9 protein-coding genes are annotated in these 14,580 nt (G+C 67.6%); 3 read left to right on the forward strand and 6 right to left on the reverse strand.

The features are described 5' to 3' along the window. Nucleotides 1-118 precede the first annotated feature (118 nt). Entirely contained in the window at nt 119-913 is a 795-nt protein-coding gene (locus WS51_RS16210; RefSeq protein ID WP_069229440.1) for an ABC transporter substrate-binding protein, read from the forward strand. A gap of 70 nt (nt 914-983) precedes the next feature. On the opposite strand, the gene WS51_RS16215 is transcribed toward WS51_RS16210, so the two are convergent. Both WS51_RS16215 and cdpA read right to left on the reverse strand, forming a co-directional pair. Further along, a complete protein-coding gene (locus tag WS51_RS16215; protein ID WP_059451632.1) occupies nt 984-2,495 on the reverse strand; it encodes an HDOD domain-containing protein in 1,512 nt (503 codons plus the stop codon). Between the two features lie 27 nt (nt 2,496-2,522). Continuing rightward, entirely contained in the window at nt 2,523-4,262 is a 1,740-nt protein-coding gene (cdpA, locus tag WS51_RS16220) for a cyclic di-GMP phosphodiesterase CdpA (protein ID WP_196483266.1), read from the reverse strand. 279 nt (nt 4,263-4,541) lie between these two features. Between cdpA and WS51_RS16225 the strand changes: the two genes are divergently transcribed. Beyond that, entirely contained in the window at nt 4,542-5,093 is a 552-nt protein-coding gene (locus WS51_RS16225) for a peroxiredoxin (protein ID WP_059502800.1), read from the forward strand. Between the two features lie 82 nt (nt 5,094-5,175). Here the strand turns inward: WS51_RS16225 and WS51_RS16230 are convergent, their stop codons facing one another. Then, complete coding sequence (locus WS51_RS16230; RefSeq protein ID WP_059451635.1) at nt 5,176-5,805, reverse strand: NAD(P)H-binding protein; 630 nt, start codon at nt 5,803-5,805, stop codon at nt 5,176-5,178. A gap of 253 nt (nt 5,806-6,058) precedes the next feature. Between WS51_RS16230 and WS51_RS16235 the strand changes: the two genes are divergently transcribed. Beyond that, the gene (locus WS51_RS16235) at nt 6,059-7,534 is read left to right on the forward strand and encodes an NYN domain-containing protein (RefSeq protein WP_069229441.1); all 1,476 of its coding nucleotides are present in this window, start codon (nt 6,059-6,061) and stop codon (nt 7,532-7,534) included. 90 nt (nt 7,535-7,624) lie between these two features. On the opposite strand, the gene WS51_RS16240 is transcribed toward WS51_RS16235, so the two are convergent. The 3 genes from WS51_RS16240 to WS51_RS16250 form a co-directional block, all read right to left on the reverse strand. Beyond that, nucleotides 7,625-8,008 (reverse strand): VOC family protein, encoded by a 384-nt coding sequence (locus WS51_RS16240; protein ID WP_059794293.1) that lies wholly within the window; start codon nt 8,006-8,008, stop codon nt 7,625-7,627. 138 nt (nt 8,009-8,146) lie between these two features. Beyond that, the gene (locus tag WS51_RS16245) at nt 8,147-11,455 is read right to left on the reverse strand and encodes an efflux RND transporter permease subunit (protein ID WP_059502793.1); all 3,309 of its coding nucleotides are present in this window, start codon (nt 11,453-11,455) and stop codon (nt 8,147-8,149) included. Between the two features lie 3 nt (nt 11,456-11,458). After that, nucleotides 11,459-14,578, reverse strand: a complete 3,120-nt coding sequence (locus WS51_RS16250) for an MdtB/MuxB family multidrug efflux RND transporter permease subunit (protein ID WP_059502791.1) — start codon at nt 14,576-14,578, stop codon at nt 11,459-11,461. Nucleotides 14,579-14,580 lie beyond the last annotated feature (2 nt).

Here is a 14,580-nt window from a genome sequence, read left to right on the forward strand (position 1 = left end):
GCCTTGCGGCTGTTGCGCCGCATCAAGGCGCGGCATCGCCGTTGTGGATGTCATCCGACCCTGCAATGATGCATGCGCCCGTAGTTCCGGAACATTCGAGTATCGAGGAGAACACCTGATGAAGTTGGATTGGCGTAAAGTGGCCGCGCATGCGGTAGTGGCGGCATCGGCCGTGGCGGCAGGCAGCGCGATGGCTGCGGATCTGAAGGAGATCCGGTTCGGCGTCGAGGCCTCGTACGCGCCGTTCGAATACAAGACGCCCGACGGCAAGCTGACCGGCTTCGACATCGATATCGGCAACGCGGTGTGCGCGAAGCTGAAGACGAAGTGCGTGTGGGTCGAGAACGACTTCGACGGCCTGATCCCCGCGCTGCAGGCGCGCAAGTTCGACGTGATCAACTCGGACATGACGATCACCGAGCAGCGCAAGCACGCGATCGCGTTCACCGATCCGATCTACACGATCCCGAACCAGCTGATCGCGAAGCAGGGCAGCGGCCTGCTGCCGACTCCGCAATCGCTGAAAGGCAAGCGCGTCGGCGTGCTGCAGGGCACGATCCAGGAAGCGTACGCGAAGAAGAAGTGGGCGCCGGCCGGCGTCGACGTCGTGCCGTATCAGACGCAGGACCTCGCCTACGCCGACCTGAAGTCGGGCCGCCTGGACGCGACGTTCCAGGATTCGGAAGCGGGCTCGAAGGGTTTCCTGACGAAGCCGCAAGGCCAGGGCTTCGGCTTCGCGGGCGGCACGGTCAGCGATGCGGAAATCCTCGGCTCGGGCGTCGGTTTCGGCCTGCGCAAGAACGATGCGGCGCTGAAGACGGCGCTCGATCAGGCGCTGAAGGAACTGAAGGCCGACGGCACGATCGACAACCTCGCGAAGAAGTACTTCAGCGTGCCGGTCACGCTCAAGTAAGCGTTTCGATCCGTCGCACGATGCAGCCGGCCGCTTTTGCGGCCGGTTTGCTTTTGGGGTGCCGCGTGCGTTATGCGGGGAAGAACCGCCCGAGTTCGCGCGCAAGCTCGTTGAGCACGCTCATCTCCTGCTGCGTGATCTTGCGTGCCGGCTGCGCACCGGCCCAGTCGCCGTACAGCAGGCCGACCGTCTTCGTGCCGACGCGTACCGGCAGCAGCACGAACGCACGCGTGTCGGGGAGCGCCTCGAGATACCACGCGGGCAGGCGCTTCAACATCTTCGGGTCCTGCGCCTGCTCGATGAAGATGCCGACCGAGTTCGTGATCGCGAGATGGAACACGTCCGGCTCGAAGCGCTCGTCGAAGCTGAGCCGCTCGAGCGCCGCATCGACGTCCGGGCCGAAGCCGAGCCGCGCGGCGAACGCACCGTCTTCACGACGCACGAACATCACGGTGCGCGTGAACGCGAGGCCCGCCAGCAGGCTCTCGGACGCGAGCGCGAGCACCGGTGTCAGCACGTGCTCGGACGGCAGCGCGCGCAGGTCCGCGAGGCCGGCTTCGAGGCATGCCTCGGGTTCGGGCTGCGCCCGCGCGATCGCGTCGGCGTTCGCGCGCAGCTCGACGATCTCGCGCATCACGGTGTCGCTCGCTTCCTCGCGGGCGAGCCGCTCGGCGATTTCCACCAGCGCGTCGGCGTCGATGTCCAGCTCCTGCCCGTAGTGCTGCGCGAGCACCGCGATACGCGCATCGCGCTGCGGGCCCGCGGGCATCGCGAGCGCACCGGCGACGTCGGTCGAGCAGCGGCTCACCGCGCGCAGCCAGCGCACGCGCTCGGCGCTGTCGTCGGCGCAGGCATCGCGCGGCCGCGGGCGGTCCGCGTCGATGTCGTCCTCGTCGCCGCCGGCGGCGTGTGTGCTGCCGCCGTCGCCGTCGGCCATGCCGGCGCGGATCACGTCCGGCAGCCGCCAGCTCGCGGCGGCCTCGAGACCGATTTCGTCGAAGCCGACGCCCAGCACGTCGACGCACGCGGCTGCTTCGTCGCCGTTCAGCTCGGCCGCGCGGCGGCGGATGCGATCCCATTCGCTGTCGAGATAGCAGACCACCAGCAGCTTGCCGACCTGGCGCATCAGCGTGCAGACGACGGCTTCCTCCCCGCCGCGCAATTCGGCGTGCTCGGTCAGCTTGCGGGCGACGCAGCCGGACAGCAGCGCGCGGTTCAGCTCGAGCTTCGCATCGATGCGGCGCGGCGTGCTGTGATGGAAATGGTCGACGAGCTTGAGCCCGACGACGAGATGGCCGACGGTGTCCATGCCGAGCACCATCAACGCGCGCGTGACGGTCGTGATGTTGCCGCCGAACGCCATGTACATCGCGGAGTTGGCGAGCCGCAGGACTTTCTGCGTGAGTGCGAAATCCGACAGCACGACGCGCACGAGCGCGGTGAAATCGAGGTCGTCGTTCTTCATCGCGGCCATCGTCGCGCGCAGCGATTCCGACAGCAGCGGGAAGTCGCCCCGTTCGTTCATCCGGGCCCACAGCTTGTCGAGCAGCGCGGTGCGGGGCAGGTGTGCGGTGATTGACATACGGATCTATCCGGTTCGCCGCGCGCGTCAGGCGGCGTGCAGGCGCAGCTGCTGCGCCTCGAAGCGCCGCGCGAGCTCCTCGGACGGCAGCGCCTGACAGACGAGCCAGCCCTGAATGTGGTTGCAGCCCATCTCGGTCAGCAGTTCCCGCTGCGCCTCGGTCTCGACGCCTTCCGCGACGAGTTCGAGATCGAGCGTCTGCGCGAGGCCGACCACCGCCGACACGATTGCGCGATCGTTGCGCGACGTCAGCAGGTTCTCGACGAAGCTGCGGTCGATCTTCAGCTTCGCGAGCGGGAAGCGCTGCAGGTAGGCGAGGCTCGAATAGCCGGTACCGAAATCGTCGATCGCGAAACGGATGCCCAGCGCGGTCAGCTCCTCGAGCAGCCCCTTCGCCTGCACCGGATCGTGCATCAGCAGGCTTTCGGTGATTTCCAGCACGATGCGGCGGGGGTCGATGCCCGTCAGCGCGATCGCCTCGCGCACGCTTTGCGTGAAGCGCGGGTCGCGGAACTGCTGCGGCGACACGTTGACCGCCACGTACTGCAGCGCGAGCCCCTGGCGATCCCACGCGACGAGCTGCATGCACGCCGCCTTGAGCACCCAGTTGCCGAGGTAGTTGATGAGGCCGATCGATTCGGCGAGCGGAATGAAAGTCGCCGGCGGCACGAGGCCATGCACCGGATGGCGCCAGCGGATCAGCGCCTCGACGCCGTCCACCGCGCCCGACTGGCTGCGCGTGATCGGCTGGAAGTGCAGCGAGAACTCGCCGTTGCGCACGCCGTCGTACAGGTCGGCCTCGAGCTTGAGTCGTTCCGCGTCGGCCGGATCGTCGACCGGCTCATGGAACGCGAGCGCATTGCCGCCCGACGCCTTGGCCTGCGCGAGCGCATGGTCGGCGCGGCGCAGCAGCGGGCTGTGATGCTGCGCGCGATGCGGCGCGGCGCGTTCGTCCGGGTACAGCGCGATACCGATGCTCGCGGACAGGTGGACGGTCTGCCCCTGGTATACGTAAGGTTCGCGCACCGCGGCCTGCAGCCGGCGCGCGAGTGCGTCCGCGGCGTTGCTCGCGCGCGCGCGGTCCGGCGCGGTCAGCACGACCGCGAACTTGTCGCTCGCGACGCGCGCGAGCTGCTCGTCGGGCGCGACGAGCGCCTGCAGCCGCTGCGCGGTGTCGCGCAGCAGCGTGTCGCCGGCGTCGTAGCCGAGCGCGCGGTTGATGCGCTGATAGTCGTCGAGGTCGAGCAGCAGCAGCGCCGCGCAGGTGCCGGTCTCGTCGGCGGCCTGTTGCGCGCGCATCAGCGCGGGCACGAGCGCGGACAGGTTGTCGAGCCCGGTCATCGGGTCGTGGTGCATTTCGTACGTCAGGCGCGCCTCGAGCGCACGCCAGGCCGACACGTCGAACGCCGCGATCGCGAAGCCGTCCACGCCGTGGTGGCGGCTCTTGAACGCGCGAATCTCGACGTCGAGCGGATAGGTGAGCGACTTGACGATGCACATCGTCGCCTTCTCGACCTGGCCGGAACGCGCGGCGCGCGCAAGCAGGCCTTCGAGCGCCGCGGTATCCTGTTCCGCGATCAGGTCGCGCAGCGTCAGCGTGTGCAGGTAATCGCGGTGATAACCGATGAAGCGCAGGCTCGCGTCGGACACGTAGAGAAAGCGCAACTCGCGGTCGACATGAGCGAGGAAATCGACCGTGCCGACTGTCTGTTCCAGCCAGTTGCGCACGGTGTCGTCGCGGCGCGGCGCGCCGGCGCGCGCAGGCATCAGCGCGCCGCCCGACCAGGCGAAGCGGCGCAGCGTATGCAAGGCATTGCGCCAGGAGCCCTTGCGTGGCGTCTGTTTCCTGTTGGCTTCCATGTATCTCGCTGACGTGAAGGGCTGGAACCGGCTGTCCGGAAGGAATAACGGCAGACTGCGCGGAATCTTTAACCGGTCGGTCGCGGCTGGCGCTGCCGCCTGACCGGATCGTACACACAGGTGTTCGGCAGGCGAACGCCGGTGTGGCCTACATCGAGGCTGACTTTATAAGAAATGAGGACGCAGATGAAGCGAAAACTGTTGGTGGGCGCCGCGGCGGCGCTGCTGGTGGCCGGTCATGCGCTGGTGGCGCACGCGCAGCTGAAGCCGGGCGCCACGGCGCCCGACTTCACGACGCAGGCGTCGCTGGGCGGCAAGACTTACACGTACTCGCTGGCCGATGCGCTGAAGCACGGGCCGGTCGTGCTGTACTTCTACCCGGCGGCGTTCACGAAGGGTTGCACGATCGAGGCGCATGCGTTCGCGGATGCGGTCGATCGTTACAAGGCTTACGGCGCGACGGTGATCGGCGTATCCGCGGACAACATCGACACGCTGACGAAGTTCTCGGTGAGCGAGTGCCGCAGCAAGTTCCCGGTCGCGGCCGACCCGGACGCGAAGATCATCCGCGAATACGACGCGAAGCTGCCCGCGCTCGATCGCGCGAATCGCGTGTCCTACGTGATTTCGCCGGAAGGGAAGGTGCTGTACGAATACACGAGCCTGTCGCCCGACAAGCATGTCGAGAACACGCTCGGCGCGGTGAAGGCGTGGGCCGACGCGCATCCGAAGCAGTAAGCCGCCGGCACCAAGCGTGTAGTCGGGCGGCCCGCCGCGGGCCGCCGGCACGATGATGAATCGCGCCCGGCCCGGGCGCGCGTTACGCGCGCAATGCCTGTTCGATCGGCACGCTGCCGCCGACGAAACCGATGACCTTGCGCGAAATGCCGAGCTTGATCGCCTCGATCGCGGCCCAGGCGACATCCTGGCGCGACACCGGGGGCGCCGGATCGAGCAGTTCCTCGGTCAGCGCGATCTTGCCGACGCCCGGGCCGTCCGCGAGCGGGCCGGGGCGCAGGATCACGTAGTCGATGCCCGACGCGATCACGCGCTCGTCGCCCTCGCGCTTCATCTGTGAATAATGGCGCAGCGCGTCGCCGCTGCGCTCCGGCGAGTACGCGCTCAGCGAACTGATCACGACCAGCTTCTGCACGTTGTACGCGAGCGCATGCTCGGCCGCGCGCGCGACCGCGTCGCGGTCGATCTGCTCTTCCTCGGCCGCACCTTCCGATTCCGCCGAGCCGGCCGCATAGATCACGTGCGTGATGCCCTGGAACGCGTGCGAGAAATCGCCCGCCAGATCGGCCTCGACGACCTTCGCGCCCGGCAGCGCATAGCCGTGCCGGCGCACCAGCGCAGTCACCTCGAATTCCGGCTGCTCGAGCAGCAGATCCGCGCAGGCCCGGCCCGTCCGGCCGGTGGCGCCAATCAGCAATACCTTCGTCGTCATGAAACCGCTCCTTGCGCGATGCGTCATCCTTCCAGATAGGGACGGACGACCGATACTCAAGTGTATGTCGATTTGGGGAGGCGGCGCGCGGGTAATTGGGGCGGTACCGCTCCGTGACGGCCGGCGCGGCGCCCGTTTTCCGCGCGCTCGCGCGCATGGATGGCGGAATCGACCCGCCGACCGGCTATCATGTGCGCGATGCATTTTTCGCCGCCAAGCAATACAACGCGGCGACCAACCGGTTGGAGTACACATGGCATTACCCCTGGACAACGTCAGCATGGCCGTGTTCTGCGACTTCGAGAACGTCGCGCTCGGCGTGCGCGACGCGAAGTACGAGAAATTCGACATCAAGCCCGTGCTGGAGCGGCTGCTGCTGAAAGGCAGCATCGTCGTGAAGAAGGCGTATTGCGACTGGGAGCGCTACAAGGGCTTCAAGGCGTCGATGCACGAGGCCAGCTTCGAACTGATCGAGATTCCGCACGTGCGCCAGTCCGGCAAGAATTCGGCCGACATCCGGCTCGTCGTGGACGCGCTCGACCTCTGCTACACCAAATCGCACGTCGATACGTTCGTGATCATCAGCGGCGATTCGGATTTCTCGCCGCTCGTGTCGAAGCTGCGCGAGAACGCGAAGAAGGTGATCGGGGTCGGCGTGAAGAAGTCGACGTCGGACCTGCTGGTCGCGAACTGCGACGAGTTCATTTTCTACGACGACCTCGTGCGCGAGCAGCAGCGCGCGCTGGCCAAACGCGAACAGCAGCGTACGGGCAACGGCGGCGCGAAGCGCGCCGACGAGCCGTCGCGCAAGCCGGAACTGGAAGTGCGCCGGAGCGAGGCGATCGCGCTCGCGGTCGAGACGTTCGATGCGCTGGCATCGGAACGCGACGACGTCGGCAAGATCTGGGCGTCGGTGCTCAAGAGCGCGATCAAGCGCCGCAAACCGGACTTCAACGAGTCGTATTACGGTTTCCGTGCGTTCGGCAACCTGCTCGACGAAGCGCAGGCGCGCGGCCTGCTCGAAGTGGGCCGCGACGACAAGTCGGGCGCGTTCGTGTCGCGGCCGCGCCAGCCCGCCGTTGTGGCCGAGCCGGTGGTGGCGGTGCGTGAAGCGGGCGGCACACAGCAAGGTCACGGCGGGCGCCACGGGGAAAGTGCCGCTGCCGAGCGCGAGTCGCGGCATCGCGGGCAGCGTAGGGAAGCGGCCGTTCAAGAGAGTGTGCAGATCGAGGCCGACGAGGCGGACATCGTCGACGTCGTGAACGACGCGGTGCCCGTGCCGGCAGCGACGGCCGACGCGAACGAAGCAGCCGAGACGCACGGCGACGCGACGCACGGCGACGCGAAGGACGGCCGCAAGCGCGCGCGCAAGAGCGCGGCGAAGAAGGCCGGCGCGAAGAAGGGGGGCGACGCGAAGGCCGCCGGCCGTCACGCGGCGGCGAAGCCGGACGACGCTGCGCACGACGGCGCCAAGCATGCCGAAGCGCGCGATCGTGACGCGGAACACGCTGAGGACCGCCACGTCGCGGCGCAACACGCGGCGCCGACGGCCGGCGAGCACGGTGGCGCGACCGCTGCCGCGCAGCCGTCGCACGAAGCAGCATCGGTCGCGGAATCGGCCGGTGAAGCGGCTGTCGAAGCCGCAACCGGCGCCAAGCCGAAGAAACCGGCCCGCAAGACGGCGACCCGCGCGCGGCGCCCGCGCAAGACGGCCGCTGCCGCCGAGTAACGGCGTCACCGCGTCACGGCAGGGCGGTGTCTGACGCAGGGCGCCGCCCGTGTCGCCACGTGGGCCGGTGCAATGCCGGCCGACGCTCCGTTATCCGTTCAGCACGTAAGGCTGTGTCATCACTTCGAGGAAGTGACCGTCCGGATCATCGAAATACACGCCGCGCCCGCCGTTGTGGCGGTAGATGTCGCCGGGCTGCCGCTTCGCAGGGTCGGCCCAGTGCGGCAGCCCGCGTGCGCGAATGCGTGCGAACACGCGATCGAAGCCGGCCTCGTCGGTCAGGAAAGCGTAGTGTTGGGGCGTGATCTCTCCCTCTTTTTCATAAAAATCGAGCGACACGCCGTTGTCGAGTTGCACGACCAGCATCGCGCCGAACGGCGTCGGCGCCGGCAACTCCAGCAGCTCGGTGAGGAAGCGGCTCGACGCGTGCTTGTCGCGGCACCAGACGATCGTGTGGTTCAACTGGACGTTCATGGCGGGTCCCGGAGATCGGCGCGAGGGTGGGCATGGACACACGATAGCCGATCGCGGCGGGCGCGCAAGCCTCGGCGACGCGGCCGCCCGATGCGGCCGCGTGCCGTTATCCGCTGATTCGCTTACCCGCTTATTCGCTTATTCGCCCGCCACCGCCGGCCCGCCCGAATTCCCGCGACGGTTGCGGCGCTTCTCGCCCCACACGCGCAACCGGTCCATGTACAGATAGACGACCGGCGTCGTATAGAGCGTCAGCACCTGCGACATGATCAGGCCGCCGGCGATCGCGATCCCGAGCGGCGCACGCAGCTCGGCGCCGTCGCCGTTGCCGAACGCGAGCGGCAGCGCGCCGAGCAGTGCCGCCATCGTCGTCATCATGATCGGCCGGAAGCGCAGCAGGCACGCCTCGTGGATCGCATCGAGCGACGACTTGTTGCCGTTGCGCGTCTGGTCGATCGCGAAGTCGACCATCATGATCGCGTTCTTCTTCACGATACCGATCAGCAGGATCACGCCGATCAGCGCAATGATGCTGAACTCGGTCTTGAACAGCAGCAGCGCGAGCAGCGCGCCGACGCCGGCCGACGGCAGCGTCGACAGGATCGTGATCGGATGGATGTAGCTCTCGTACAGGATCCCGAGCACGATGTAGACGGCCAGCAGCGCCGCGAGGATCAGGATCGGCTGGTTGTTCAGCGACTGCTGGAACGCCTGCGCGGTGCCCTGGAAGCTGCCGACGATCGTCGGCGGCACGCCGATCTGCGCCATCGTCTGGTAGATCACCTGCGTCGCCTGCGACAGCGACACGCCCGGCGGCAGGTTGAACGAGATCGTCGTCGCGACGAACAACCCCTGGTGGTTGACCGACAGCGGCGTCGTGCTCGGGCCGAAGGTCGCGATCGCGGACAGCGGGATCATCGTCGACTTCGACGTCGACACCGCCGCGCCCGACGACGCGCTCGACTTGCCGCTCGACGCGATCGAGTTCAGCGCCTGGTTGCGCGCGGAATCGGACGCGATCGCCGCGGCGCTGGTGGCGGCCGTGCCGGCGCTCGACGTGCCGGCCGAGGTCGCGACGAAGGTGCCGGCCGCGGCGTTGGTCGTCTGCGAGCCGTTCGCGCTGCCGCCCGACGTGCTGATCCATACCTGGTTCAGCATCTCGGGGCTCTGCCAGTATTTCGGCGCGACCTCCATCACAACGTGATACTGGTTCAGCGGGTTGTAGATCGTCGAGACCTGGCGCTGGCCGAACGCGTCGTACAGCGTGTTGTCGATCTGCGCGGGCTTGATGCCGAGCCGCGCGGCGGTCGCGCGATCGATCGTGACCATCGCCTCGAGGCCGCCTTGCTGCTGGTCGGAGTTCACGTCGGTCAGCTCGGCGCGCTTTTGCAGCGCCTCGGTCAACAGCGGCCCCCACTTGTACAGCTCGGCGCTCGAATCGCCGAGCAGCGTGAACTGATATTGCGCGCTGCTCTGCCGGCCGCCGACGCGAATGTCCTGCGCGGCCTGCAGGAACGTGCGCGCACCCGCGACGTCCGACAGCGGCTTGCGCAGTTGCTGGATCACCTGGTCGGCCGACAGCTTGCGCTCGGTGCGGTCCTTCAGCGTGACGAACATGAAGCCCGAGTTGGTCTGCGTGCCGCCGGTGAAGCCGGCGACGCTCTTCACGTTCGGATTCGACTGCACGATCCGCATCATTTCGGAGAACTTCAGCTTCATCGCCTGGAACGACGTCGACTGGTCGGCCTGGATGCCGCCGATCATCAACCCGGTGTCCTGCTGCGGGAAGAAGCCCTTCGGCACGACGATATACAGATAGACGTTCAGGCCGATCGTCGCGAACAGGATCAGCAGGACCAGCAGCGGGCGGCGCAGCGCCCACGACAGCGTGCGCTCGTAGCCCCGCTGCATCCGCGTGAAGAAGCGCTCGAGGAACCGGCCGAGGCGGCCTTCCTCGCGCACCTCGTGCGGCTCGCGTAGCAGCCGCGCGCACATCATCGGCGTGACCGTCAGCGAAACGGCCAGCGACACGCCGATCGCGAGCGACAGCGTCAGTGCGAATTCGCGGAACAGGCGCCCGACGATGCCGCCCATCAGCAGGATCGGCAGGAACACCGCGACGAGCGAAATGCTCATCGACAGCACGGTGAAGCCGACCTCGCGCGCACCGTCGAAGGCGGCCTGCAGCCGCGGCTTGCCGTTCTCGATGTGGCGCGTGATGTTCTCGAGCACGACGATCGCATCGTCGACGACGAAGCCGGTCGCGACGATCAGCGCCATCAGCGACAGGTTGTCGATCGAGAAGCCGAGCAGGTACATCGCGCCGAACGTGCCGATGATCGAGATCGGCACGGCGACGCTCGGAATCAGCGTCGCGCGCCAGTTGCGCAGGAACAGGAACACGACCATCACGACCAGGCTCACCGCGATCAGCAGCGTGTGCTCGGTGTCCTTCAGCGACGCGCGGATCGTCGTCGAACGATCGAGCACCGGCGTCACCGTGATGTCGGCCGGCAGCGACGCGGTGAGCTGCGGCAGCGCCGCGCGCACGCGGTCGATCGTCTCGATGATGTTCGCGCCGGGCGAGCGGTAGAGGATCACGAGCACCGCGCGCTTGCCGTTCGACAGGCCCAGGTTGCGGAGGTCCTCGACGCCGTCGACGACCTCGGACAGGTCGGACAGCCGCACGGCCGCGCCGTTGCGGTACGCGACGACCAGGTCGCTGTACTGCGACGCCTGCGACGCCTGGTCGTTCGTGTAGAGCTGGTAGCGCTTCGGGCCGAATTCGATCGCGCCTTTCGGGCTGTTCGCGTTCGCGGACGCGAGCGCGGCGCGCACGTCCTCGAGGCCGATCCCGTAGTGGAACAGCGCATGAGGCTCGAGCTCGACACGCACGGCCGGATTCGCGGAGCCGCTCACCGAGACCTGGCCGACGCCGTCGATCTGCGACAGCGACTGCTGCAGCACCGTCGACGCGGCGTCGTACAGCTTCGCGGGCGACGACGTTTCCGACGTGAGCGACACGACCATGATCGGCGAATCGGCCGGGTTGACCTTGCGGTACGTCGGGTTGCTCTTGAGCGACGCGGGCAGGTCGGCGCGCGCCGCATTGATCGCGGCCTGCACGTCGCGCGCGGCGCCGTCGATGTCGCGGTTCAGCCCGAACTGCAGGATGATCCGCGCGTTGCCGACGGTGCTGGTCGACGTCATTTCGCTGACGTCGGCGATCGAGCCGAGGTGCCGCTCGAGCGGGCTCGTCACGCTGGTCGCGACCGTCTCGGGGCTCGCGCCGGGCAGCGACGCCTGCACCGAAATGGTCGGGAAGTCGACCTGCGGCAGCGGCGACACCGGCAGCTTGATGAACGCGAACAGGCCGGCGAGCGCGACGCCGAGCGCGAGCAGCGTCGTCGCGACGGGGCGGGTGATGAAGGGGCGCGACAGGTTCATCGCTTACGCGCCCGTTTGCTTGCCTGCGTCGCGGCCGGGGCCGTGCCGCTCGAACCAGCCGCGTACGCGGCGCGCGAGGCTGTCGAAGCCGAGATAGATCACCGGCGTCGTAAACAGCGTGAGCACCTGCGACACGATCAGCCCGCCCGCGATCGCGATCCCGAGCGGCTGGCGCAGCTCGGAGCCGGCGCCCGCGCCGACGATCAGCGGCACCGCGCCGAGCAGCGCGGCGAGCGTGGTCATCAGGATCGGCCGGAAGCGCAGCAGGCACGCCTGATAGATCGCCTCGCGCGGCGGCTTGCCTTCGACGCGCTCGGCCTCGAGCGCGAAGTCGATCATCATGATCGCGTTCTTCTTCACGATGCCGATCAGCAGCACGATCCCGATGATCCCGATGATGTCGAGGTCGTGCCCGGTGATCATCAGCGCGAGCAGCGCGCCGACGCCGGCCGACGGCAGCGTCGACAGGATCGTGATCGGATGGATGTAGCTCTCGTACAGCACGCCGAGCACGATGTACATCGTGACGACCGCCGCGAGGATCAGGAACAGCTGGTTCGACAGCGACGCCTGGAACGCGAGCGCCGCGCCCTGGAAGCGCGTCTGGAACGAGCCGGGCAGGCCGATGTCCTTCTCGGCGGCCGCGATCGCCTTCACGGCCTCGCCGAGCGACGCGCCCGGTGCGAGGTTGAACGAGACCGTCGTCGACGGGAACTGCGACAGGTGCGCGACCAGCAGCGGCGACGGCCGTTCGTGGAACGACGCGATCGACGACAGCGGCACCTGGCCGCCGCCCGCCGACGGCAGGTAGATGTCGTTCAGCGATTCGGCGTAATGCTGCTCCTTCGGCTCCGACTCGAGAATCACGCGGTACTGGTTCGACTGCGTGAAGATGGTCGACACGATGCGCTGGCCGAACGCGTCGTACAGCGCATTGTCGACGGTCGCGGGCGTGATGCCGAAGCGCGCGGCGCTTGCGCGGTCGATCTCGATGTAGACCGACTGGCCGTTGCTCTGCAGGTCGGTCGCGACGTCGGCGAGCGACGGCTCCTTCTGCAGCCGCGTGACGAGCTTCGGCACCCAGGTCGCGAACTCGTCGGGGTTCGGGCTCGTCAGCATGAACTGATACTGCGTCGGGCTCACGGTCGAGTCGATCGTCAGGTCCTGCACCGACTGCATGAACAGCGTGATGCCGGTCACGTCCGCGACGCGCTGCTGCAGGTCGCGGATGATCTGCGCGGCCGACTCGGAGCGCTCGTCGCGTGCCTTCAGGTTGATTAGCATCCGGCCGCTGTTCAGCGTGATGTTGCTGCCGTCGACGCCGATGAACGACGTGAGGCTCTCGACGTTCGGATCCTTCAGGATCTCGGCCGCGAGCGCCTGCTGGCGTTCGGCCATCGCGCCGTACGAAATCGACTGCGGCGCCTGCGTGATCGCCTGGATCACGCCGGTATCCTGCGCGGGGAAGAAGCCTTTCGGCACGAATACGTAGAGCAGGGCAGTGAGTGCGAGCGTCAGCAGCGCGACGACGAGCGTCGAGCGCTGGCGGTTCAGCACCCATTCGAGCGCGACCGCGTAGCGCGCGATCACCCAGTCGATCGCGCGGTGCACGCGCGCCTCGAAGCGGTGGCTTTCGGGCGGCGGCGAATGGCGCAGCAGCTTCGCGCACATCATCGGCACGAGCGTGAGCGACACGATCGCCGAGATCACGATCGTCACCGCGAGCGTGATCGCGAATTCGTGGAACAGCCGGCCGACCACGTCGCCCATGAACAGCAGCGGAATCAGCACCGCGATCAGCGACACCGTCAGCGAGATGATCGTGAAGCCGATCTGCCGCGAGCCCTTCAACGCCGCCTCGAGACCGGAATCGCCTTCCTCGACGTAGCGCGCGATGTTCTCGATCATCACGATCGCATCGTCGACGACGAAGCCGGTCGCGATGGTGAGCGCCATCAACGACAGGTTGTTCAGCGAGAAACCGGCCATGTACATCACCGCGAGCGTACCGATCAGCGACAGCGGCACCGACAGGCTCGGGATGATCGTCGCATAGACGTTCGCGAGGAACAGGTACATCACCAGCACGACCAGCGCGACCGCGAGCAGCAGCTCGAACTGCACGTCGCGCACGGCCGCGCGGATCATCGTCGTGCGATCGGTGACGATCTGCACGTCGAGCGCGGCGGGCAGCGTCTCCTGCAGCTTCGGCAACTGCGCCTTGATCGCGTCGACGGTCGCGATCACGTTCGCGCCCGGCTGGCGCTGCACGTTCAGGATGATCGCGGGCTCCGAGTTCACCCACGCGCCGAGCTTGGTGTTCTCCGAGCCGGCGACGACCTTCGCGACGTCGGTCAGCATCACCGGACGGCCGCTCTTGTACGCGACGACCGCGTCGTTGTATTGGTCCGCGCTGGTGAGCTGGTCGTTCGCGTTGATCGTGTACGCGCGCGTCGGGCCGTCGAAGTTGCCCTTCGGCGTGTTCACGTTCAGGTTCGAGATCGTCGTGCGCAGATCGTCGAGGTTCATCCCGTATTTCGCGAGCGCGGTCGGGTTCGCCTGGATCCGCACGGCCGGCCGGTTGCCGCCCGACAGGCTGACGAGGCCGACACCGGCGATCTGCGAGATCTTCATCGCGAGGCGCGTGTCGGTCAGGTCCTGCACCTGCGTGAGCGGCAAGGTCTTCGACGTGATGGCGAGCGTCAGCACCGGCGCGTCGGCCGGGTTGACCTTTGCGTAGATCGGCGGGGCCGGCAGATCGGACGGCAACAGGTTGCCAGCCGCGTTGATCGCGGCCTGCACTTCCTGTTCGGCGACGTCGAGCGGCAGGTCGAGCGAGAACTGCAGCGTGATCACCGACGCGCCCGCCGAGCTTTGCGACGACATCTGGTTCAGCGACGGCATCTGGCCAAACTGCCGCTCGAGCGGCGCGGTGACCGACGACGTCATCACCTCCGGGCTCGCGCCCGGATAGAAGGTCTGGACCTGGATCGTCGGGTAGTCGACTTCGGGCAGCGCGGCGAGCGGCAGGAAGCGCAGCGCGACGAGGCCGGCCAGCATGATCGCCGCCATCAGGAGGGCGGTGCCGACCGGACGGAGAATGAAGAGGCGGGATGGATTCATCG

The organism is Burkholderia territorii (assembly GCF_001718335.1).
Taxonomy (GTDB): domain Bacteria; phylum Pseudomonadota; class Gammaproteobacteria; order Burkholderiales; family Burkholderiaceae; genus Burkholderia; species Burkholderia territorii.